This window comes from Microcoleus sp. FACHB-1515, from assembly GCF_014696105.1.
Taxonomy (GTDB): domain Bacteria; phylum Cyanobacteriota; class Cyanobacteriia; order Elainellales; family Elainellaceae; genus JAAUTJ01.
The window spans coordinates 66,058-87,190 of sequence record NZ_JACJPO010000010.1 but is presented as its reverse complement, the minus strand read 5'-3'; the positions used below and the strand labels follow the sequence as shown (position 1 = coordinate 87,190).

Here is a 21,133-nt window from a genome sequence, read left to right as displayed (position 1 = left end):
GTGATTGACGGGTTAGCGGGCGATCGCCAATCCATCTGCCCTCGGTTCCGAAGCAGCAATCAAAGTTTCACCGCTTCTCAAAATCATTTGCCCTTTGCCGAACTGTCCGACTTCGCCGCTCACCAGGATGTGGTGGGCGCGATCGCTCAAGCCCATTGCGATCGATCGATTCGCGGTCGATTCAAGTAAAACCGTGTTTCCCTGCAAAAATCGCCAGCGCGGAGCGTCAAGCGCAGATTGCGGATTCATTCCATAGTCTGCCAGATTCACGACGACTTGGACATGGCCTTGTGGCTGCATCGGTGCGCCCATGACGCCAAACGGCCCGATCGCCGTATCGCCTCGCGTCAAAAATCCGGGAATGATCGTGTGGAAGGGACGTTTTGCCGGAGCGATCGCGTTCGGATGCTTCAGATCAAGCGAAAAGCCTGCGCCGCGATTGTGCAGCGCAATCCCCGTATCAGGAATTAGAATGCCGCTGCCAAAGCCTTCGTAGTTGGATTGAATCATCGACACCATGAAATCGCGATCGGCTGCAACCAGATAAACCGTGCCGCCTTTGGGAATTCCCGGTTCTGCCAGCGTGAGGGCACGATCGCCAATTTGCGATCGCCTTTCTGCCGCATATTCCTTATTTAAAAGCGCTTCTAGTGAATGCTGCATGAAGCGGCGATCGGCCACGTAGCGGTAAGTATCCGCAAAGGCGAGCTTCATGGCTTCGATTTGCAGATGGAAGCTGTCGATCGAGTCTCGCGGAAATTTCGCCAAGTCAAACCCTTCCAAAATGTTGAGCGCCATCAGCGCGGCCATGCCCTGCGTGTTCGGCGGCATTTCCCAAACGGTGAGATCGCGATACGTGGTGCAAATCGGATCGACCCAATCGGGCTGATGCGCTTCGAGATCGGGAAGTGACAGTGCGCCTCCGGTGTTAGCAGCAAAGCGGGCAATTTGCCATGCGAGATCGCCGCGATAAAAGCTTTCGCCTTTGGATGAAGCGATCGCCTCCAGTGTCCGAGCGTGATTGTCGCTGCGCCAAGTTTCTCCGGCACGCGGGGCGCGATCGAACGGGAAAAAAGTTGCCTGAAACGGCTGAAATTTTTCACCTTGCAGCGACAGAAATCGCGATTCGGCTCGTTGCCAAGCGCGAGCCGTTTCGGGTGAAACCGGAAAGCCCTGCGAGGCGTAGCGAATTGCGGGTTCACACAGTTGCTCGAACGGTAGTTTTCCCCAGCGATCGCTGAGTGCCCGCCATGCCGACACTGCGCCTGGAACCGTGACAGGAAGCCAGCCATACAAAGGAACTTGTGGATGTTCGGCGTAGGCTTTCAGGTCAAGCGCTTGGGGACTGTGGCCGGAGCCGTTTAGCCCGTGTAGCTGGCTGCCGTCCCACACGATCGCAAAGGCATCTGAGCCGATGCCGTTGGAGGTGGGTTCGACGACGGTGAGGGCGATTGCCATTGCGACAGCGGCATCGATCGCATTGCCGCCTGCTGCGATCATTTCCATTCCGGCCAAGCTTGCCAAGGGCTGACTGGTTGCGACTGCTGCCTGGTTGCCCATCACGACGCGCCGCCCGGAAGGGTACGGATAACTCGTCAAGGCCAGTGAGCTAGGATCAAACATGAAAAGCAAAGATAAAACTTTACGCAGAGGTGATCGATCGAACAATTTTGTTGCCCAAGTTATGTTCGGGAACGCAGTCTTGTTCCCGACAGTCTAACTCTTGGTGTTCTCAAAGATCGCACGCTTAAGGATGGTTGGCATGGGACTGTTATCAGATATTGACCTCGGTGAAGTCATCGATACTGTTGTCGATGCGCTGGATGATGTTGATCTTGGCAACATTGCCGAGACGTTTGGTGGACTTGATTTTTCAGATGTTGTGGATGTACTCGACGGCATTGACTTGAGCGATGTCACGGATTTGTTTGGCGGTGTTGATCTGCCAAACATTGGTGGCTTTGACCTGGATGACGTTGCAGATGATTTGGCCGCGGTTGCCGACGAACTGTTTGACGATATCAATCTGGGCAATTTGTTTGATGATATTCGCGACCTTGATTTGTTGAACGGTCTGGGCGATATTTTTGATTCGATTTTTGCAGATGTCAGCGACTTCCTCAGCAGCGGTGAGTTTGACGATCTCGTCGATGATCTCGTAGGCAGTTCGATCGTTCGAGGTGGCCGAAGCAGCGACAATCTGATCGGCTCAAGCAAGCGCGATATTCTGCTTGGCAATGGCGGCAATGACACCATTTCTGGTTTGCGCGGCAACGATTTGATCGCAGGCGGGACGGGCAGCGATTTGATCAAAGGCTTGTTTGGCGACGACATTCTCGGTGGAGAAAACGGCAACGACACGATCGAAGGTGGAGCGGGTGACGATCTAATCAGCGGTGGCAAAGGTCGCAACACCGTTACGGGTGGCAAAGGTCGCGATACCTTTGTGCTCAGCGATGACGGCGTGAGTGTGATTGACGACTTCAATGTAGGTCAAGACCGCTTGGGCGTTTTGAGCGGGCGCGATCTGCAAGATGTGACGTTCTCGCAGCAGGGCAGCAGCACCCTCGTCAAATTTGATGATGGCACGGTTGCCATTTTGAACGGCGTCAGGGCAAATCAGCTTAGCCGCAACTCGATCGGCGTGGTTGATGCTTCCAGCTTCAATTTTGGCTAACGTTTTCGGCTAACGTTATTCACTGCGAAACCACTCCAAACCAGCAGCTTCATCCGGTTTGGAGTGGTTTTGCGCCGCTTGAACGGTGGAGCAGTTTCGCCCGCTGCTCGTGCGATCGCCAGCAATGGCCCGGTTGTGATTCCCGACAGGCAGTCACGATCGCCATACGCCAAGCCGTTTGCAGCCGACTCGCGCCCAACGCAGCAGAGGCGAATCCTGCATCGGGGGCACAAGCTGCAAGGCCGACCGAGGCAATTAACAGAGCGATCGCAGAACTGACGAGCGTGTCCTAGATGGAGGGCAACCCGCCTGAATCGATCGAACCTATCCAGCTTTAGGCCGATCCTTGATCTCCAACGCTCGCTATTCCTTCGCCAAACGGCTGCGGCAATTTCTCCACCTGAAAATACTGATAAAACTTGCTGGTGACTTGCAGCCAGTACGATCGCCCCTCGGACTGTCTGCGCTTGCGGACAAAGCCGAGATCGACCAGTTCGGGAATGTGCTGATAGACGCCTGAGCCACGCAGTTCGACCAGATCGGTTTGGGCGATCGGGCCTTTGAGGGCGATCGCCGCCAAGGTTCGCAATGCGCCAACGCCCAAATCAAGCGGGATCAAAGTTTGGACAAGGTCTTGATAGGCTTCGCGAAGCTGGAGGCAGTAGCCTTCGGGAGTTTCAGCGATTTCGAGGGCGGTCTCGCGGTGGGCGTAGTCGTTGATTAGGGCGAGGAGTCCTTCTTCGGCTTCGTGGCGGGGACAGTTGGCGCATTCGGCGATCTCGGCGATCGACACAGGCTGCGCTTTGAGATAGAGGATGGCTTCAATTTTGCTGGCAAGCGACATAGGCAGCACAAAAAAGCTGAACATTTAGTTTACTCGAATGTGCGGCATTCGCTTGTTGAGCGCGGCAAATCGCCGCAAGCTGGAATCAAGCTGTGCAAACCTGTTTGCAGGTATGAATAATTTAAGAATGTCACAATGGATTGAGGGAGTTCATTTTGCGGCGGTTTGTGATGCAGCTTGATATTTGGGGTTTGGCGCGGCGAATTTTGAGCGGATTGATGATTGGTTTGGTGGCGATCGCGTTTTCGTTGGCGCTGCCTGCGATCGCTTCAGCAGATGCGATCGAAATGACGGTTTATCGCGATCCGGGTTGTCGCTGCTGCGGTGGCTGGATGGAACATCTGCGGGCAGAAGGGTTTGAACCGAAGAATGTGCCAACGGAGGATATGGAAGCGTTCAAGCGGAATCATGGCATTTCAGAAGAACTGTCCTCTTGTCATACGGCAGTTTTGGACGGCTATTTGATTGAGGGACATGTGCCTGTGGCGGACATTCAGCGGTTGCTGGCCGATCGCCCGCAGATTGCTGGAATTGCCGTGCCGGGAATGCCGATCGGAACGCCGGGAATGGAATCAGATGACGGGGTGCAGGATGCGTTTGAGGTGGTTTCGTTTGACGAGCAGGGGAATTCTGCCGTTTTTAGCGCGTATTCGCCTGAAGGGTAATGCGGTGCTGGTCACAATTCCAGCGACTACTCTAAACTTGTAGTGATTTGGTTAGGCAAAGCGATCGGTTTTCTCCACAATGACCGACTGCTTCAACTGCTGGAGTGCTTCCGCAAATGGAGCGATCGCCAGTGGATCGATCGAGTAAAGCTGAGTGATAAGGTGAACGACATGGCAAAGTTGCTTTTATTGGGGTTGATTGCGATTTATATTGGCGGCGTTGTCAAGTTTTGGCGGGGATTTCACCGCACGAATTTCAGCCAAGGGCGGGTTTATCTTGCCTTGCTGTGGCCTGTTTTGGTGCTGGCGAATCGATCGTATCGGCAAAACTTTCAGCGGGCGTTGAAAGGGTAGGTTGGAGGGATGAAGGATGAGGGATGAGTCGGGTACGCCTCAGTTTTGAGTTCTCGTCCCTCAATCTTGTTGGATACTGTTTGAGATTCGGAAAACGAATGGCAACTAATCCGCAACACAATCTGTCAAATTTTTTGAGCGACCGCAACCGCGCTACGCGCAGTCGCGCAGCGGCAAGCGATCGCACGGACTGGCAAAGTCAGATTGATGCGATCGCTTTGCGTTTTAATCGGGAATATCGAGGTGAGCCGATTCCGCTGCCGCCGGAAGTCGAGGAAATGCCGATCGTGCAGGAGCGCAAAGCCGGCCTGCTGGCGGCAAAGTTGACTTCTCCGTTTTGGCAGATTGCTCAGCCGAAAAAGCAACAGCGCTGTTTGGACATTGGCTGCGGCGTGAGCTTTCTGATTTATCCTTGGCGCGATTGGGAAGCGCAATTCTACGGGCAGGACGTGAGCCTGGTGGCACGTGACTTGCTGAATGCGCGAGGGCCGCAGCTTAACTCGAAGCTGTTTAAGGGTGTGAAGTTGGGCGCGGCGCATCAGCTTCAGTATGAGCCACAGCAGTTTGATTTGGCGATCGCCACAGGCTTTAGCTGCTACTATCCGCTGGACTATTGGTCGCTGGTTTTGAGTGAGGCGAAGCGCGTTTTGAAGCCGGATGGATTTTTTGTCTTCGACGTGCTGAACCCAGAAGCGGATTTGGCAGAAAACTGGGCAATTTTGGAAACCTATCAAGGTGCAGAAGTGCATCTAGATTCGATCGCGGACTGGCAGAAATTGATCAAATCGGCGGGTGGTCAAATCGTTAAAACGCTGCCGGGAGAACTGTTTCAGCTTTATAAAGTCAAGTTTTAGCCGTGTGCGATCGACGCATTTGGCTGATTGGCGGGACGCAGGAAAGCGCTCAGATTGCCCGTGCGTGTGTCGATCAGTCAATTCCCTGCATTGTAACGGTGACGACTGAGAGTGCGCGATCGCTCTATCCGCCGATGCCGATTCGCGTGGGCAAACTCACGCCCGCCGACCTCAAAATGTTCTTACGAGAACATTTTATTTTTGCGATCGTGGATGCTTCCCATCCGTTTGCGATCGAAATTTCGCAGTTGGCGATCGCGATCGCTGCCGAGCTGAAGTTGCCCTATCTGCGGTTTGAGCGATCGAACGTCGTCGGTGAGCCATCGTTGAACTTTTTCAGCTTCGCCGCACTGCTGGAAACAGATTTGCTCATTGGTGAGCGAGTGCTGTTGACAGTGGGATATCGATCGCTGCCGCAGTTCGCCCAGTGGCACGATCGCGCCGTTTTGTTTGCCCGAATTTTGCCGTCGATCGAGGCGTTGAGTGCAGCGCAGGCAGCAGGATTTACGAGCGATCGCCTGATTGCTTTGCGTCCGCCTATTTCGGCTGAACTGGAAGCGGCGCTGTGGCGACAGTGGCAAATTTCGATCGTGGTGACAAAGGCATCGGGAACGGCAGGCGGCGAGGCGGTGAAGCGGCAGGTGGCGGCGGAACTGGGCGTGAGATTGGTGACGATCGATCGACCCAGCCTTTCCTATCCGCAGCAGACAAGCAATTTGATGGAAGTGATGCGGTTTTGTCAGGCAAAGCTGCGTCAATGAGCGGCCTTCAAGAAGGATGATTCTGTCTTTTGAGACAGGAGCGATCGCCGTTTGATTCGCTACATTCTACGCAAGTAGCGAGTTGAAAACTGAGCGATCGATGACGCAAACTGCTTTAATTACCGGGGCATCACATGGCATTGGTCGAGCGACTGCGCTGGAACTTGCTTGCAATGGTTACGATGTGGTTTTGGCGGCCAGAACGATCGATCGGTTAGAAGCCGTTGCTGAAGAAATTCGAGCGATTGGGCGGCAAGCGTTCGTGATTCAAACGGACGTGCGCGATCGCAATCAGGTTGATGATTTGGTGCAGAAAGCGATCGGTTTTTTGGGTTCGATCGATGTTTTGGTGAATAATGCTGGCGTTTACTATATGGGACCAGTGGAAGCAGCGTCGATCGAAGATTGGCAGCAGATTATTCAAACCAACGTTTGGGGATATATTCACACGATTCATGCGCTGCTGCCGCACTTTTTAGAGCGCGAAAGTGGAACGATCGTCAATGTCGTTTCGATCGGTGGACTTGACCCAATTCCCTATCAGGTTCCCTACACAACAAGCAAACACGCGCTAACCGGATTGACGAAATCTCTGCATCATGAACTGAAGCCGAAAGGCATTCACGTCTGCGGCATTTATCCAAGTTTTATTCGGACGGAACTGTATGAGCGTGCTTTGTTTCGCGGAAAAGAGAAACAGACGGAGCGCGATCGCTACGATTTCGTTTATGGAATGTTTCACAGCCCGATTCTAGAGAAGCCGGAAGTCGTGGCGAAGGCTATTCGCAAGGCGATCGAGCAGAAGCGCGGCGATGTTTTAGTCGGCACGGCAAACTTTTGGTCAGCGGCATTTCATCTGACACCTGCGATTATGATTCCGATCGTGCGGCGGGTGTTTGGAATGCGCGATCGACTGGTGAAGCGGCAGTAAAATCTCACCTGTGGCGTGGGGTTTACCGGACTGAAATCGATCGCCAAGTTCGTTACAGTTGGAAATAGCGATCGTGCCGGAACTGATTTGGCGATCGCGCTTTTAAGATGACATTCACTCAACATTTAGAATTAATTCGCAGCCTGGTTGTGTTTGGCGATAGCCTGTCGGATACGGGCACGGTTTTTCGGGCAACGGGTGGTTTGTATCCGCCGCGATCGACCTACTTCAATGGTCGCTACTCGAATGGTCGGGTGTGGGTGGAATATCTGGGCGATCGTCTTGCAATTCCTGCGAGCCAAATTGAAAATTTCGCCTGCGGTGGCGCCACTAGCAGCGGCGGTTTTACCAACATGATCCCAGGATTGCTGGCTCAGGTGCAATCCTATTTGCAGACGCATTCGCAACTCGATTCAGGGTCGCTATTTGTGCTGTGGGCGGGTGGAAACGATTATTTGCAAGGAGCGACGAATGCGGCAGTTCCGGTCGGAAATTTGGTGAGGGCGATCGAACTTTTGGCAAACGCAGGAGCGAGCAAAATTCTGATTGCCAATCAGCCGGATTTGGGTCAGCTTCCTGCTACAAGAAATACGGCAAATTCTGCTCGATTGAGTGAACTTTCGCGATCGCACAATTCGCAGTTGCGGCGATCGATTAAGCAGTTGATGCAGCAGCATCCAAATTTACAGATTGCCTTGTTTGATGCGAATGCGCTGTATCACGAAGCGATCGAAACTCCAGCCAAGTTTGGCTTTACAAACGTGATGCAGGCCGCGCAGTCAATTGGCGGCAATCCGGATCAATCGCTGTTTTGGGACGGCATTCACCCGACAACAGCAGCGCACCGAATTCTAAGCGATCGCGCGTTTGCAACGTTGCAGGGCGATCGCTTGATTCCAGCGCAGGCGGCTTAATCAGGCTGGACAGCGATACAGCCGATGCTTATAGCCGTTGACGGGCGATCGATGGTTGAGATCCCAGTTGCAGCCTTTGATCGCAGGTGCGGCGGCAGGTCGAAAATTCATGAGCCACAGATCGAGCGGACGCGGTAGGGGTGCGATCGCTTTTTCCAAGCTGGCTAACGCCGCACCCGGACTGGCTGGATCGAAATGCGCGAGCAAAAAATTCGGCTGAAGTGGACTGTGCGATCGATGCAGTTCCAGCGCCAAGCCCATCAGTTCGCGGGTCTGTTCGTGCGTTTGATGCGCCATCGCGATTACGATCGTCGGGGCTTGGGTGGACGCTTCGAGAATGGGAACAAGCTGATCGGGGCGATCGGGCTTTTGGTAGCCGTAGTTGTAAGCGACGGTTAGGCTGCCTAAGCTGCCGACGATCGCAAAGACGATCAGCGTTCGAGCGAAGTGAGGTGGTTGGGCAATTGCCACTGCCACGAGCAGCAGCAAAGTTGGGAAATAGATGAACTGATAGCGGGCGGCGATCGTGAGGTCGGCTTGCAGGCCGTAGGTGATGAAGAGGAGGAGGGTCGCGATCGAGCCGAGCAAAACTAGCAGGATGTTTGTGTTCTGCTGCGGTTGCGCCAATCCGTCCCACACTATTTTGATCGCCCAAATCAAAAACAGCAGCATGATCGCTCCAGACAAAATTGCGATCGAGGACGGCACATCCTGCACGGGCAAAATCGTCAGCATCGTCATCACCCAAATGACCAGTCGGCCTAGCGGAGCGAATCGCGCTTCAAGGAAATTTGGATCATAAATCCACGTCGTCAGTTCGTTTTCGGACACTTGCAGCCAAACGGGAAGCCACACCAAAACGCCGATCGCCGTTCCGATCGCACTGATCCTGATGGCTTGCCAACTCGCCTGCTGACGGCAACGCCAAGCGGAAATGAGAACTGCGATTCCTTCTGCGGCCAAAACGAGCGTGAAAAAATAGTGAACCGCAACGCCCAAGGCGTTTACTGCAATCCAGATCAAGGAAAAGCGGCGCGATCGATTGGGCGATTGCAACGCGATCAGCAAGCAGCCTATCGACGCGATCATCAGCAAAATTGCCAGCGTGTAGTGTCGCGCTTCTTGGGCAAGGTAGACGCCATAAGGAGAAACGGCCATGAGTGCGGCGGCAGCGATCGCAGTGCGGCGATTCCACAGCAGCCCCAAGGCGTAAACTGCGGGAACGGCGATCGCACCAAGCAGGGCAGAGAGCGATCGCGCTGCCCAAACTGAAACGAGTCCGTCTTGAGCGGGAAATAGCTTTAGCCAAGCGTGAGTAAGCAAAAAGTAAATCGGCGGATGGGTGCTTTCGCTCATCAAGTGCCGAACTACGTCTGCAAAATTGGCATTCGATCGCGGCTTGAGCGGTTCTAGCAGCGTATCCAGGCTGATGATTTGATCGATCGGAACGGGTTTTAAGCTGTTGCCCAAGCTAAAAATTAGCGTTGCTAGTTCATCGTTCCAGGGTGATTTTGCAGACAGATTGAGGAAGCGAAGGACGAGGGCGATCGCAAACCAAATCAGCAGCGCAAGTCTTGTAGGCTTCACTCAGATCGACTTCAGGTAGGCGGCATTAGCGATAGTTGGTGAACTGCAATTCCATCGGATAGTCTTCTTGCTTGAGACGAGCGATCACGGCTTGCAAATCATCGATCGATTTGGCCGAAACGCGCACGGCATCGCCTTGAATTGACGCTTGAACTTTCTTGAATTCGTCGCGGATCAGCTTAGAAATTTGCTTTGCCACTTCGGACGTTAAACCTTTACGCAGCTTGACTTCTTGCCGGACACGATTGCCGCCTGCTGACTCCATTTTGCCGAAGTCAAAAATCTTTTGCGACAGCTTTCGTTTTGCGGCTTTTTCTCTCAAAATCGTTTGCACTGCTTGCAGCGTCATTTCGCTGTCGGTGTTGATCGTGATCGTGTCTTCACCAAGTTCCAAAGTCGTTTTGGTGTCTTTTAGATCGTAGCGGCTGGTAATGTCGCGATTGGCTTGATCGATCGCGTTCACGAGTTCTTGGCGATCGAATTCGCTGACGACATCAAAAGAAGAATTAGAAGCCATGATGTTAATCAAAAATGAATTGCTAGCGGTTGGTCAAGCTCAGCCAGAAAAGCGTGGCAGTGCTGGCTGAAGCAACAGCAAACATCAGCGATCGTAGCAAAGGCACGTTGAAAATGTAGAAGGCAGAAAATAGCAAACGAGCAATCAGATAGGCGATCGCGGCACTGCCCGCAAGCTGTGAGTTTTGTTCGGTCACGTAGGCGAGAATGGCAGCGGGGGCAAACAGGGCGATCGACTCGAAGGAATTTTGGTGTGCCCAGGTTGCTCGCTGCGCGTAGGGTGGCAGTTTGTCGAACATGAGGCGAGGCGAAGCGATGTCGTAGCCAACCTGCAATCGTGCCCAAGCGACCGGGAGAAATGGCAGGTAGACGAGCACGGCGGCGATCGCGATGCTGTAGAGCAGCAGAGTAGGAATAGGGAGGGAGAAGATCATTTAATCGAAGTAAAACAGCGTGACGACTTTGCGCTGGTCTTCGGCATCTTGGCAGGTTTTGAGCAGCGTGGCGCTGTCGTGAAAGGCAAAGCAAACGAGTTGCTGGCAGCGTGAAACGATTTCCTGGTTGCAGATGGCGCTGGCTTCGGCCAGAGAAAGCGTGTCGTTGGCGGGATTTTCGACCAGGTGCATGACTTGCTCTAGCTGTTCGCGAGATTCGCGAGGCTGGCGAGCGAGGCTTTGCGGCAGGATGACGGTCAGCAAGTTGGCGTCCGCCCGCATTGCGCCTTTGATCACGGCGGAGTTGGTTCCGGTTGCGCCCGATGTGATGACGCGATTGCCGTTTAGCACCAGTGCGTAGGTCATCAGTTCGATTAAATTCTGATGGGTGATCGGAACGTGACGGGAACCGAGAAGAGCGATGCGTTTTGATCCAGACTGCTGGATCGTGGCTAGCTCTTGCAGAAATTCATCAACTTTGGGTAGATCGACTGACTGGCTCAAAGGAATCGTTGCGGGCTGGAACAACCCAGCTATTTTACCAGGAGTGGTGCGTGAATCAAGCGATCGCCGCTCGATCGAACTTTCCGAAACTTGTAGTAGCGATCAAAAGGGTGTGGTCTCGATGAGTTGTCTTGGTCGCTCAGTTGGATTTGGTGTTTTGGTCTGACGACGTTGCAGAGTGTTGACGCCTAGGCGACAGCCTGCCCTCACCCTAGGGTGTGTCAAACCCTCCTGGTGGTTAGATTTCTCGACTGAGATCCCCCTGTCCCCTTGAGAACCCGGACTTTGAGGATGACTCCCTCCTTAACAAGGAGGGTTGGGGAGGATCAAGCGGTTTTAAAGCACGGCCTAGGGCAGAGGGACTTTGAAATCCGGTTTCTCTTCTCTCTGAGGGAGAAGGGGTCGGGGGATGAGGGCAGGCTGTTCACTTTTACCCAAAGATATCCAGTTGTGCCTCATTCGGATCGACGCGATATTTCCCGGTTTTTTCACCTGCGCCGTTGCCGTTTGAGCCTTTCCGCAGTCCGATCGCAATGCGCGAATGCTTTTCAATCTGTCCCATCACTTGACGGGCGCGATCGATCACACTTGCAGGCAATCCGGCCAGCCGTCCGGCTTCGATGCCGTAGGAGCGATCGGCTCCACCGGGGCGCACCTGATGTAGGAAAATGATGCGATCGGGCATTTCTTTGACTGTCACCTGGAAGTTTGCCACGTTCGGCAAGAGTGAGGCGAGTTCGTTCAGTTCGTGATAGTGGGTGGCGAAAATCGTGTGGGCGCGAAGTTCGGATGCGAGATGTTCTGCGACTGCCCAGGCGATCGAAAGTCCGTCAAATGTCGCGGTTCCGCGTCCGATTTCGTCCAGCAAAACGAGCGATCGATCGGTTGCGTGGTTGAGAATATTTGCGGTTTCGTTCATCTCGACCATGAAGGTTGATTGTCCCGTTGCGAGGTCGTCAACGGCTCCGACACGGGTGAAGATGCGATCGCAAATTCCCAGTCGTGCGATCGTGGCGGGAACGAAGCTGCCAACTTGAGCGAGAAGCTGAATCAGTCCAACCTGCCGCAGATAGCAGCTTTTGCCGCTGGCGTTGGGACCTGTAAGGATGATGAGATCAGGTCGATCGCTGCTGCCAAGTTCGACTGAATTGGGGACAAAAAAGCCAGATGGTAAGGACTGCTCGACAACGGGGTGACGACCGGACTCGATCGCCAATTCTCGCGTCGAAACCATTTGCGGGCGGCAGTAGCCTCGGTAGACGGCAATTTCAGCAAAAGCGCAAAGGACATCAACAGAAGCGATCGCCTGTGCCAAAATCCGAATTTCGTCGGCGTGCTGGCTGACCTGATCGCGCAAGCTGCCGAAAATTTCGTACTCCAGCTTACCGAGATCGTGACGAGCGTTGAGAATCGTGCTTTCGCGGTCTTTCAGTTCCAGCGTGATAAAGCGCTCTTCGTTCGTCAGTGTTTGCTTGCGGATGTAGCCGTCTGGCGTTTTATCGCCTTTGTTGCGCGAAACGCTGATGTAGTAGCCGAAGGTTTTGTTGAAGCCGACTTTGAGGTTGGAAATTCCCGTCCGCTGGCGTTCGGTTGTTTCGAGTTCGGCAATCCAAGCGGTGTCGGCTTCGATCGCCTGCCGCAACTTATCTAATTGCTCGTTCACGCCATCGCGAATCAGGTTGCCCTCGGTCAGATAGATCGGGGGTCGATCGACCAGATTTGTCCGCAATCGTTCACCCAAACTCGCCAATGTCGGGGAAACCGTTTGCAGCTTGGTGAGATAGGGCGATCGAGTATTCGCAACCAGCTTTGCTAATTGCGGCAGTTTTTCGAGCGAATCGGCCAAGGCGACGAGATCGCGGGCGTTTGCCGTGCCCGAACCCGCCCGTCCGGTGAGTCGTTCGAGGTCGTAGATTTGTTTGAGAAGCTGCTGGAGTTCTTGCCGGAGCGTGCCGTTCTCGACGAGTTCTTGGATCGTGTCTTGGCGAGCTTCGATCGCCTCAATCTTCAAAAGCGGCTGTAAGAGCCAGCGGCGCAGCATTCGTCCGCCCATTGCCGTGACGGTTTGATCGATCGCCCACAACAGCGAGCCGTGCAGTGTGCCGTCGCGGACGGTTTGCGTGATTTCGAGGTTGCGGCGGGTTTGGTGATCCAAGACGAGATATTCGGTCAGCGTGTAGGTGCTGAGCGGTTGCAGCAAAACGGGATTGCCTTTTTGCGTGTCGTCCAAATATTCCAGCAGGCCACCTGCGGCACGAACGGCCAAGGGCAGATGTTCGCACCCCAAACCTTCGAGCGATCGCACCTTGAATTCTTGCAGAATCCGCTGCCGCGCTTCTGGGTGGCTGAAGGGGGTTTGCGATCGCAACGTGTAGCAAAACTGCGTCGGCAAGCAGTCCGGTAGCTGGTTTGACTTTTGCCCCGGTCGCAGTAGGCTTCCCAAGTCCGGCGCATTGGTGGGAAACAGCACCTCTGATGGCTGGAGCCGCATCAGTTCTTGGGTTAGCTGCTCCAGGTTTTGCGATTGCGTGGTGAGAAATTCGCCTGTCGAGATGTCGGCATAGGCTAAGCCCCAGTGATTTCCGGCGATCGCCACAGAGACCAAAAAATTGTTGCGGCGGGCGTTCAACATGCCTTCTTCCAGCACGGTTCCCGGTGTGATTACGCGGGTAATTTCGCGCTGGACGAGTCGCCCCTGCACATCGGCAGCATCCTCGGTCTGGTCACAAATGGCAACGGCGTATCCGCGATCGACTAACAGGGCGCAGTAGCGATCGAGCGCATGATGCGGCACTCCGGCAAGGGGGACGCGCCCGACTTCTTTGCCGCCGTCTTTGCTGGTGAGGACGAGTTCAAGCTCGCGGGCAACGACGATCGCATCTTGAAAAAAGGTTTCGTAAAAGTCGCCAACCCGATACAGCAACAGCGCGTGGGTGTATTGGTCTTTGATTTCGACGTAGTGCCGCAACATCGGGGTCAAGTCGTCGCGGTTGACGGCGCGATGGTCGGCATAGCGAACGGTGTGTTTGACGAGTCGTTCGGGGAGATCGCTGACGGGGTTGAACTCAGCAGATGCGGAAGGATTCATTACAGTGGTTGCGGATCGCCTGTACTGACTTTAGCGTAGGCGGTTGGCGATCGGGTTGGCGAGGGGGCGATCGATTTGGAACAAGCGCTTGTGAAGCTCGTCACTGGGTTAAATTCACCGTAGCAACAATGAATTCCTCTGACACAGTTAATCAGCAGCTTCACAAACTAGCGATTCGTTTACTTGCAGGACAGTATCCAGGCGAGGCTTCAACATCTTCAAGCAGGCTTTTCGTTGGACAACTGCCCGATCGCTTGCCAGTCGATATTCCTTTACCTGATGACTGTCAGGTTCTGGGCAGCTATGTGAATCGACAATGGCACAGCATCATAATCGAGTTTGATACAAACTTATCACCCGATCGCGTCTATGAGTTTTATCGATCGCGTTTGCTCAATCAAGGCTGGTTTGAACGAGAAGATGATCATAACTTCCATCGTTCAGGCGGTTTTCAAAATCGATACGAAACCTCTTTAACAAAACTGTTTTGCCATAGCGAACAGGGGCCGTCGCTAGCGGTAACGCCTAGCATTGTTGCTGAAGTCACCGAAGTTAAACTCAGCTTAAATGACGATCCTGATAACGGTTCTTGCCTAATAGAGCCACCTCGATTTAGAGGCTATGAGGATTTTTCTGTCTTCATTCCTCGATTGCTGCCGCCTGATGAGGCAACGTTTTCTAGTATTCGTTCAGGTGGCGATCGTGAGGATTATTATCAAAGCGTTTCACTTCTTGCTGATTTAGATCTTGCCGCGATCGCCGCTCACTTTGCAATCCAGCTTGAGCAAGGCGGATGGATTTGTCGAGATCAAGGACAAGGCGAATCGCTGATTTGGAGTTTTTGGACATTTCAAACTGTAGAAAATCGAAATGGTCAAGCTACATTTCTGGCTCGAAAAAAGCTAGAAACATCCTCTCAATATCTACTTGACTTGCTGCTTGAGCTTGCATAAGCTTTGGTCGAGATAGCAGTAGCCAATCTTACAATAGCTACAGTGATATAGGCGATCGAGATGCAAATTCAAGACTATCCGTTTGTTCAAGAGCTTGTCACCGATATGGATGGTCAAGTTCGCAAAGTGATTTTGCGGTTTGAGGACTACCAGCGGCTTTTAGAGGCGCTTGAAGACGAAGGGCTTTATCGTGCCATGCAGGAAGTCGCGCAAGAGCAGCCTTTGAGCTTGGAGGAAGCGTTGGACGCGATCGATCGGCCATGAAGGTCGAGTATCTGCCATCTTCAAAGACTTGAAAGCGCTCAAGAGTACGTCTGCTTATGGAGCGATTCGATCGATCGTTTTCGAGCAAATTCCCAACGCGACAAGCTTGCAAAACATCAGCAACGTGAAGAAGCTCAAAGGATCAGACAACGCTTATCGTCTGCGAGTCGGAGATTATCGAATCGGCTTCACTTTTGCCAACGACACGATTACTTTTGCTCGCGTTCACCATCGCAGCGACGTTTATCGCTACTTTCCTTAGCGATCGACCCCCTCCATCAAAATCTTCAAATGCTCTTCGTCTGCCATCGAGAAGTATCTGCTCTCACTCAAAATGATTGTCTGTGCAGTGCGCCCGAAGGCAGCGAAGCATATCGCTTCCACCAATTATCGCAATGAATACACCGACAATGCTACGCGATCGCATTCGTTTTGCAGGCTAATGTACATCTGTAATCGTTGTTGCTGACATGAACCCTTCAATTTGTCCTGATTCAACTGCATTGAACAGAAAAGCAGCATTTGCGACAAAAAGTTCACGCGCCAGCAAAGCATCCAGCAAGATATTCGTGTCAAATAAAACTCGCATTACAAATACTTCTGCGTCAACCGATCGTCTAGGATCGCTTTCACCTCTTCATCTGTTGGTGGTGGTGCATTCGTCTTGGCGATGCCAATTAAGCTTGCAGCTAAGCCTGTTGGTTTGGCTGTTGATTGAGGATTGGGCTGGAGCGATCGCATCAACACATAAACCAACTGCCAACGCTCCTCGAGCGAAAGCTTCAAAGCTTGCTCTTGCAGTTCTTGTAATGTCATCGTCACTAGCCTGAATGAGAGTTTTGGATGGGGCGATCGTTCTAAAATAGCGCTAGTAATTTGTAGTGTTCTCAGTTTGCTCAATCTCTGCCTCTGACTGATCGGCATTGACAAAGCTAATCATTTCATCGCTTTCTCTATGTAAGTACCAGCCAAGCTCTGAAAAAATTAAACAAGCAAACGTAGCAAAAAATACAGGCATAATACTACAAATTAAGTTTGGTACTGCCCCAATATTAAGGTAGCTAATTATAAGGACAAGGAGCAATAATCCGATTAGTACAAATGCCTTAATAACAGTTCTTACAAAAACTCCAGCAATAATCTGTCGAACACACATAAGTCCGATTTCACACACTATCTCTTCAAGATAACCAAGATAACCAAGGATCTTGTTATCAAGATTGGGGTCATCCTTATAATCACAGTCTTTATCAAAGAATAACGTTAAACTTTCGATTCTGCTCTCCCAATCCAGTAGAGGAAAATCGCTGAATTTTATGAACTTCAATTCCCATGAGACTGCCTGCGCCTGACCTACTATACTCTGGGATCTAGGATAGTCCTTGAGAAAGCGATCAAAATCAAACAGGCTCGACTTAAACTTATAAAACAAATCATGTTTTCTGCTATTAGTTTGATTAACAAAAAATACAACAAATGCAAAAGACATGGATGTTGCAAGGGCTATTATTGAGCCAATAGAACCCAAAGCTAAAGTAGTTGTTCTAACGTCAAGATTAGAATAAGATTTTTGAAATAAAATGCGATAGATTAATGCTCCAATGGTTAGACAGGTAGCAATAAAAATTTGCCAATTAGTACGAGCAGAAATGCCTAGTAACTTTGCAAACATGATATTGATCTAGTGAGCTTTCAATACACAAGCAATTTGGATTTTTCAAGGCGTTGAATCTTACTAAACCACCATTAAGTAGTTTTGCCTAGAATTCTTTGCCATTAAAGTGATCATGCGTAGAGCTTCAACCTTTTTGCAACGTGCTTCCATCATTCTATACCCACAAAAAAGGGCAGCTTTTCAACTGCCCTTTGTGAAATTTAGCTGGTCTTGAGCAATCGCTCCATCACCTTATCGGGGACTTCTTGGAGGTGATCAAACTGCCAGCGGAACGAGCCAACGCCCATCGTGAGCGATCGCAACTCGACAATGAGATCGTGCATTTCCGCTTGGGGTAGATGTGCCGAGACTTCATCCCAGCCGCGCCAGTTGGGTTTGGCATCGTAGCCGAGGACTTGGCCGCGCCGTCCGTTGATTAGGCGGAGAACTTTGGAGGTGAATTCGTTGGGGACGGAGATGGCGATCGAAGCGATCGGTTCGAGCAGCGTCGGTTCGCACTGGCGCATTCCTTCCTGCATTGCCAGTCGTGCCGCCTGCCTGAAGGCTTGCTCCGAGCTATCGACCGTGTGATAGGAACCGTTGGTGAGCGTAACGGCGACATCCACGACCGGGAAGCCCAGCGGCCCGTTGACGAGATATTCGCGCACTCCCGTTTCCACACCGGGAATGTACTGCTTGGGCACAACGCCGCCGACGATGCGATCGCCAAACTGGAAGCCTTCACCCCTGCCGAGCGGCTTGATTTCCAGATAGACATCGCCAAATGCGCCATGTCCGCCCGACTGGTGTTTGTAGCGGCCATGCACGGAGGGAGCGGTGCGCCGGATCGTTTCTTTGTAGGGCACTTGCGGCAGGTGCGTCACCATCGGCAAATTGTATTTGCGGCGCAGTCGATCGAGTGCGACCTGCAAGTGAATGTCACCCTGTCCCCACAGAATAATTTCGTGCGTGTCGCCGTGCTGCTCCCAGAAAAGCGCGGGGTCTTCCTCCAGCAGCTTGTTGAGGGCGCTGCTGAGCTTGACTTCATCGTTGCGCTTTTCAGGAGTGATCGCCAGCGCATACACGGGCGCGAGGCTCTCGGCGCGGGGCAGATCGATCGAACCGTCCGCGCTCAGCGTGGTTCCGGTTTTGATGCCTTCCATCCGTCCTAAAGCGACGATCGATCCGGCTTCTGCCGCTTGCAAACTTTGCTGCTGCTGACCCATCAGGCGATACAGGCCACCGATGCGAATGCCGTTCAAGGTCATGCCGTCGCTGATGCTGCCTTGCCAAACGCGGACGAGCGAGAGGCGGCTACCTTGAGCGGTGCTGTAGGTTTTCAGGACTTGGGCAACAGGTTTGTTGCCGCTGAGTTTGCGCCGATCGGCAGTGACTTCCGGTTCAGGGGCTTCGCGCAGAAGGGCATTTAGCAAAGGCCGGACGCCAAAGTCTTGATCGGCCATGCCAATGAAGACGGGGACGATCAAATCTGCGCCCAATTCCATCTTCAAATCTTGAATAATTTCGTCTTGGGGCGGCTCGATTTCTTCGAGCAGTTCTTCCAACAAATGATCGTCAAAATCGGCCAGCGTTTCTAACATTTCGACGCGGGCGTTGTGTTCTTGGTCTCGCAATTCTTCCGGGAGGGGAATTCGATCGGCAGGTGCGCCGGGATGATATTGGAACGCTTCTTCGCTCACCAAATCAATAAATCCGGTTGTGGTTTCGCCTTGACGAATTGGGTATTGGTGCAGAACGAGCGGACGGCTTGAGACTTCCTTCAGCGCTTGTAGCGTTTCGCTGAAATTGCCGTTGGCGCGATCCATCTTGTTCAGGAAAATCAGGTGCGGAATTTCCCAATCGTCCAAAAATTGAAACAGCGGAGCAAGCGTCATGGCGCGGGCGGGGTCAGGTTCGCAGACGACGATCGCCGCATCGACGCCAATCAAAGCATTGTAGGTTTCCTGGCAAAATTCCACCGATCCAGGACAGTCGAGAAACGTAAAATGAATGCCGCCGTACTGAGTACTGGCGGCATTGACTTCCACGCTCATTTGGCGATCGCGGGCTTCGGCTGAAGCGTCCCCCACAGTGTTGCGATCGGCCACTCTGCCTTTGCGAGAAATGGCTCCCGTCACGGAAAGCAGACTCTCAAGCAGAGTGGTTTTGCCACTGAGGTAAGGCCCGACGATCGCCACGTTTCGTGAGTTGCACAAGACATTTTCGTTCATAAAAACTCACTCCAATGTTGCAAAAAGTTCACATCAAAAGTTGGCTTGAAATTAGGTGTTTGTATCGAGGCAACCTAACTTCAATCGAAGCGATCCCAACTGCATGTTCCTAACATTAACCTGAGGCTAACCTTTGGGGATCAGTCGGTTAGGAAAGTTTATTTTGTGACATTTAGAGCAAGAAAGTTAATCGATCGCAACTTGGGAGTAGGGAGTGGGCAAACAGCGGATCGATCTAAAATTCGTCGAGTTCGTTGCGTCTGCGGCGGCGGGGACGAGGAAGCGCGATCGCCATACTCACCATTCCCAACGTCGCGCAAAAGGCAAGGACGACGCCGACCGGGATGGCAACCGATTGAAAGGTGAGAAATCGCAGCGAGACGGGGGTGGCGTTTTGGACGGAGATCAAGGCGATCGCGCAGACCCAAGCGCCAAGAATTAAAGCGGTGAGGAAGTTAGCCATGAGTGAGGATTTGATCGATGAAATCTTTGAGTTGAGCGGTCATTTGCTGCTGTTGAAGGGGCGATCGCGCCTCGACATAGACGCGCAAAAGCGGTTCGGTTCCTGATGCTCGCAGCAGCACCCAGCTATCATCTTCAAGATAAAGTTTGACGCCGTCTTTGTGGCCGATCGACTGCACAGAAACTCCGGCAATTGTGAGTGGTGGATCGGTTTGAAAAGTTGCGAGGACGATTTGTTTTGCGGCGGCATTAAGGCAGTAATCGATGCGGTAGTTGAAGCGCATTCCGCCTGCGATCGCAATCACTTCAGCCACCAAAACGCTCAGCGGCTTTTGGGCACAGGCGATCGCTTCTGCTACTAGCAACCCTGCGAGAATGCCGTCTTTTTCGGGGATGTGGGAACCGATGCTCAGTCCGCCGGATTCTTCGCCGCCGATCAACACTTCCGTCTGGCGCATCACCTGCCCGATGTGCTTGAAGCCAACTGCGGTTTCGATCGACTTGAGGCCATAGTGCTGCGCCAATGAATCGAGCAGATGCGTCGTTGCGACTGTGCGGACGATCGCCCCGCTCTGCCCTTTTTGCTCAACCAAATGCCGCACCAAAACCAGCAAAACCTGAATCGGTTCGAGCCGATTGCCCTGCTCATCGACAATGCCAAAGCGATCGCTGTCGCCATCGGTTGCCACTCCCAAGTCGGCGCGATCGCACTGTACGGCTTGGACGAGTTCGCGTAGCTGTTCGCCGTTCGGTTCCGGAACGCCGCCGCCAAACAGGACATCGCGACGATCGTGCAGCGTTTCCACTCGACAGCCGCACTGCCGCAGCAGTACATCGAGATAGCCGCGAGAAGTGGAATATAAAGCGTCGTATTTGACCAAGAGATGAGCCTGACGGAGGCGATCGCAATCCAGCAGGGTCAGAAGGTAGTTTTGATAGTCGATCGCCGGATTAAATGCGGTAATCGTTCCGGGTTCACTCACCGCAATTTCGGCAGCGTCGAGGAAAGCGGCGATCGCATCGGTAATTTCGGTTGTGGCGGGGCCAGCGTAGTCGGGGATGTATTTGATCCCGCAGTAGATGGCGGGATTGTGGCTGGCTGTAAACATCAGTGCGCCCACTGTGTGAAATTCGCGAGCGCAGTAGGCCAAGACGGGCGTGGGGCAGTCGCGATCGACCATTCGCACTGACCAGCCTTGAGCGGCGAGAATTTCGGCGGCAGTTTGGGCGAAAGATTCGGCCAGAAAGCGCGTATCGTAGCCAACGAGAACGGGTCGATCGCGATCGTAAGCGGTTTCGAGGTAGCGAGCGATCGCTCTTGTCACTTTGCAGACATTCGCAAAGGTGAAATTTTCGGCAATAATGCCGCGCCAGCCGTCCGTCCCAAACTCGATCGCCTCAGAATCGGGCATGAATCACAGAGAAATCACTGCCTCCATC

Annotated in this window: 24 protein-coding genes; 11 read left to right on the top strand and 13 right to left on the bottom strand. The window is 52.8% G+C overall.

The annotated features are described in order from the left end of the window. Positions 1 to 12: 12 nt before the first annotated feature. Positions 13 to 1,623 carry a gamma-glutamyltransferase family protein gene (locus tag H6F67_RS01585; protein ID WP_199304187.1) on the bottom strand — a complete coding sequence of 537 codons (1,611 nt, stop codon included), beginning with the start codon at positions 1,621 to 1,623 and terminating at the stop codon, positions 13 to 15. A 139-nt stretch (positions 1,624 to 1,762) separates the two neighbouring features. On the opposite strand from H6F67_RS01585, the gene H6F67_RS01580 reads away from it, so the two are divergent. Both H6F67_RS01580 and H6F67_RS01575 read left to right on the top strand, forming a co-directional pair. Further along, positions 1,763 to 2,677: a calcium-binding protein gene (locus H6F67_RS01580; RefSeq protein WP_190762641.1), complete on the top strand. Its 915-nt coding sequence runs from the start codon at positions 1,763 to 1,765 to the stop codon at positions 2,675 to 2,677. 63 nt (positions 2,678 to 2,740) lie between these two features. Next, entirely contained in the window at positions 2,741 to 2,956 is a 216-nt protein-coding gene (locus H6F67_RS01575) for a hypothetical protein (protein ID WP_190762639.1), read from the top strand. A 55-nt stretch (positions 2,957 to 3,011) separates the two neighbouring features. On the opposite strand, the gene scpB is transcribed toward H6F67_RS01575, so the two are convergent. Continuing rightward, the gene (scpB, locus tag H6F67_RS01570; RefSeq protein WP_396797481.1) at positions 3,012 to 3,545 is read right to left on the bottom strand and encodes an SMC-Scp complex subunit ScpB; all 534 of its coding nucleotides are present in this window, start codon (positions 3,543 to 3,545) and stop codon (positions 3,012 to 3,014) included. Between the two features lie 131 nt (positions 3,546 to 3,676). Between scpB and H6F67_RS01565 the strand changes: the two genes are divergently transcribed. The 6 genes from H6F67_RS01565 to H6F67_RS01540 all read left to right on the top strand — a co-directional run bounded on the left by H6F67_RS01565 (position 3,677) and on the right by H6F67_RS01540 (position 8,000). Beyond that, positions 3,677 to 4,186, top strand: coding sequence for a DUF411 domain-containing protein (locus H6F67_RS01565; protein WP_199304186.1), 510 nt, complete (start codon positions 3,677 to 3,679; stop codon positions 4,184 to 4,186). Positions 4,187 to 4,228: 42 nt separating this feature from the next. Then, a complete protein-coding gene (locus tag H6F67_RS28295; protein ID WP_313926746.1) occupies positions 4,229 to 4,540 on the top strand; it encodes a hypothetical protein in 312 nt (103 codons plus the stop codon). A gap of 98 nt (positions 4,541 to 4,638) precedes the next feature. Continuing rightward, positions 4,639 to 5,394, top strand: coding sequence for a class I SAM-dependent methyltransferase (locus H6F67_RS01555; protein WP_190762636.1), 756 nt, complete (start codon positions 4,639 to 4,641; stop codon positions 5,392 to 5,394). Positions 5,395 to 5,396: 2 nt separating this feature from the next. Continuing rightward, the gene (locus H6F67_RS01550; RefSeq protein ID WP_190762634.1) at positions 5,397 to 6,155 is read left to right on the top strand and encodes a cobalt-precorrin-6A reductase; all 759 of its coding nucleotides are present in this window, start codon (positions 5,397 to 5,399) and stop codon (positions 6,153 to 6,155) included. Between the two features lie 100 nt (positions 6,156 to 6,255). Beyond that, positions 6,256 to 7,086: an SDR family oxidoreductase gene (locus tag H6F67_RS01545; protein ID WP_190762632.1), complete on the top strand. Its 831-nt coding sequence runs from the start codon at positions 6,256 to 6,258 to the stop codon at positions 7,084 to 7,086. A gap of 107 nt (positions 7,087 to 7,193) precedes the next feature. Beyond that, positions 7,194 to 8,000 carry an SGNH/GDSL hydrolase family protein gene (locus tag H6F67_RS01540; protein WP_190762630.1) on the top strand — a complete coding sequence of 269 codons (807 nt, stop codon included), beginning with the start codon at positions 7,194 to 7,196 and terminating at the stop codon, positions 7,998 to 8,000. Here H6F67_RS01540 and H6F67_RS01535 read toward each other — a convergent pair whose 3' ends face one another. The 5 genes from H6F67_RS01535 to mutS form a co-directional block, all read right to left on the bottom strand. Further along, complete coding sequence (locus tag H6F67_RS01535) at positions 8,001 to 9,587, bottom strand: glycosyltransferase family 39 protein (RefSeq protein ID WP_190762628.1); 1,587 nt, start codon at positions 9,585 to 9,587, stop codon at positions 8,001 to 8,003. Positions 9,588 to 9,612: 25 nt separating this feature from the next. Further along, positions 9,613 to 10,104 (bottom strand): YajQ family cyclic di-GMP-binding protein, encoded by a 492-nt coding sequence (locus H6F67_RS01530; protein ID WP_190762626.1) that lies wholly within the window; start codon positions 10,102 to 10,104, stop codon positions 9,613 to 9,615. Positions 10,105 to 10,126: 22 nt separating this feature from the next. Then, the gene (locus tag H6F67_RS01525; protein ID WP_190762624.1) at positions 10,127 to 10,537 is read right to left on the bottom strand and encodes an MAPEG family protein; all 411 of its coding nucleotides are present in this window, start codon (positions 10,535 to 10,537) and stop codon (positions 10,127 to 10,129) included. Beyond that, a complete protein-coding gene (locus H6F67_RS01520; protein ID WP_190762622.1) occupies positions 10,538 to 11,041 on the bottom strand; it encodes a DNA recombination-mediator protein A in 504 nt (167 codons plus the stop codon). Between the two features lie 430 nt (positions 11,042 to 11,471). Then, positions 11,472 to 14,129, bottom strand: coding sequence for a DNA mismatch repair protein MutS (mutS, locus tag H6F67_RS01515; RefSeq protein ID WP_190762620.1), 2,658 nt, complete (start codon positions 14,127 to 14,129; stop codon positions 11,472 to 11,474). A gap of 389 nt (positions 14,130 to 14,518) precedes the next feature. On the opposite strand from mutS, the gene H6F67_RS01510 reads away from it, so the two are divergent. The 3 genes from H6F67_RS01510 to H6F67_RS01500 are packed head-to-tail and all read left to right on the top strand — an operon-like array spanning position 14,519 to position 15,608. Beyond that, positions 14,519 to 15,082 carry a hypothetical protein gene (locus tag H6F67_RS01510; RefSeq protein WP_190762619.1) on the top strand — a complete coding sequence of 188 codons (564 nt, stop codon included), beginning with the start codon at positions 14,519 to 14,521 and terminating at the stop codon, positions 15,080 to 15,082. A gap of 60 nt (positions 15,083 to 15,142) precedes the next feature. Beyond that, the gene (locus H6F67_RS01505) at positions 15,143 to 15,346 is read left to right on the top strand and encodes a hypothetical protein (RefSeq protein WP_190762617.1); all 204 of its coding nucleotides are present in this window, start codon (positions 15,143 to 15,145) and stop codon (positions 15,344 to 15,346) included. 28 nt (positions 15,347 to 15,374) lie between these two features. Continuing rightward, on the top strand, positions 15,375 to 15,608 hold the full coding sequence (locus tag H6F67_RS01500; RefSeq protein WP_199304185.1) for a type II toxin-antitoxin system RelE/ParE family toxin: 234 nt from the start codon (positions 15,375 to 15,377) through the stop codon (positions 15,606 to 15,608). 177 nt (positions 15,609 to 15,785) lie between these two features. Here the strand turns inward: H6F67_RS01500 and H6F67_RS01495 are convergent, their stop codons facing one another. From H6F67_RS01495 to H6F67_RS01470, 6 genes are all read right to left on the bottom strand, one after another. Then, the gene (locus H6F67_RS01495; RefSeq protein WP_190762615.1) at positions 15,786 to 15,935 is read right to left on the bottom strand and encodes a PIN domain-containing protein; all 150 of its coding nucleotides are present in this window, start codon (positions 15,933 to 15,935) and stop codon (positions 15,786 to 15,788) included. Then, complete coding sequence (locus H6F67_RS01490) at positions 15,935 to 16,162, bottom strand: hypothetical protein (protein ID WP_190762613.1); 228 nt, start codon at positions 16,160 to 16,162, stop codon at positions 15,935 to 15,937. The genes H6F67_RS01495 and H6F67_RS01490 overlap by 1 nt, the downstream gene beginning before the upstream one ends. A 52-nt stretch (positions 16,163 to 16,214) precedes the next feature. Continuing rightward, the gene (locus H6F67_RS01485; RefSeq protein WP_190762611.1) at positions 16,215 to 17,018 is read right to left on the bottom strand and encodes a hypothetical protein; all 804 of its coding nucleotides are present in this window, start codon (positions 17,016 to 17,018) and stop codon (positions 16,215 to 16,217) included. 203 nt (positions 17,019 to 17,221) lie between these two features. Then, positions 17,222 to 19,231: an elongation factor G gene (locus H6F67_RS01480; RefSeq protein ID WP_190762609.1), complete on the bottom strand. Its 2,010-nt coding sequence runs from the start codon at positions 19,229 to 19,231 to the stop codon at positions 17,222 to 17,224. A gap of 235 nt (positions 19,232 to 19,466) precedes the next feature. Then, a complete protein-coding gene (locus tag H6F67_RS01475) occupies positions 19,467 to 19,694 on the bottom strand; it encodes a lipopolysaccharide assembly protein LapA domain-containing protein (protein WP_190762607.1) in 228 nt (75 codons plus the stop codon). Continuing rightward, positions 19,687 to 21,105, bottom strand: coding sequence for a phosphoglucomutase/phosphomannomutase family protein (locus H6F67_RS01470; RefSeq protein ID WP_190762605.1), 1,419 nt, complete (start codon positions 21,103 to 21,105; stop codon positions 19,687 to 19,689). Before H6F67_RS01470 ends, H6F67_RS01475 begins: the two co-directional genes overlap by 8 nt. Positions 21,106 to 21,133: the final 28 nt, after the last annotated feature.

Coding starts and splice junctions, on each gene's coding strand:
- H6F67_RS01540 (WP_190762630.1), top strand. CDS start 7,194: ATGACATTCACTCAACATTTAGAATTAATTCGCAGCCTGGTTGTGTTT.
- H6F67_RS01545 (WP_190762632.1), top strand. CDS start 6,256: ATGACGCAAACTGCTTTAATTACCGGGGCATCACATGGCATTGGTCGA.
- H6F67_RS01495 (WP_190762615.1), bottom strand. CDS start 15,935: ATGCGAGTTTTATTTGACACGAATATCTTGCTGGATGCTTTGCTGGCG.
- H6F67_RS01580 (WP_190762641.1), top strand. CDS start 1,763: ATGGGACTGTTATCAGATATTGACCTCGGTGAAGTCATCGATACTGTT.
- H6F67_RS01475 (WP_190762607.1), bottom strand. CDS start 19,694: ATGGCTAACTTCCTCACCGCTTTAATTCTTGGCGCTTGGGTCTGCGCG.
- scpB (WP_396797481.1), bottom strand. CDS start 3,545: ATGTTCAGCTTTTTTGTGCTGCCTATGTCGCTTGCCAGCAAAATTGAA.
- mutS (WP_190762620.1), bottom strand. CDS start 14,129: ATGAATCCTTCCGCATCTGCTGAGTTCAACCCCGTCAGCGATCTCCCC.
- H6F67_RS01555 (WP_190762636.1), top strand. CDS start 4,639: ATGGCAACTAATCCGCAACACAATCTGTCAAATTTTTTGAGCGACCGC.
- H6F67_RS01505 (WP_190762617.1), top strand. CDS start 15,143: ATGCAAATTCAAGACTATCCGTTTGTTCAAGAGCTTGTCACCGATATG.
- H6F67_RS01480 (WP_190762609.1), bottom strand. CDS start 19,231: ATGAACGAAAATGTCTTGTGCAACTCACGAAACGTGGCGATCGTCGGG.
- H6F67_RS01525 (WP_190762624.1), bottom strand. CDS start 10,537: ATGATCTTCTCCCTCCCTATTCCTACTCTGCTGCTCTACAGCATCGCG.
- H6F67_RS01530 (WP_190762626.1), bottom strand. CDS start 10,104: ATGGCTTCTAATTCTTCTTTTGATGTCGTCAGCGAATTCGATCGCCAA.
- H6F67_RS01470 (WP_190762605.1), bottom strand. CDS start 21,105: ATGCCCGATTCTGAGGCGATCGAGTTTGGGACGGACGGCTGGCGCGGC.
- H6F67_RS01485 (WP_190762611.1), bottom strand. CDS start 17,018: ATGTTTGCAAAGTTACTAGGCATTTCTGCTCGTACTAATTGGCAAATT.
- H6F67_RS01490 (WP_190762613.1), bottom strand. CDS start 16,162: ATGACATTACAAGAACTGCAAGAGCAAGCTTTGAAGCTTTCGCTCGAG.
- H6F67_RS01585 (WP_199304187.1), bottom strand. CDS start 1,623: ATGTTTGATCCTAGCTCACTGGCCTTGACGAGTTATCCGTACCCTTCC.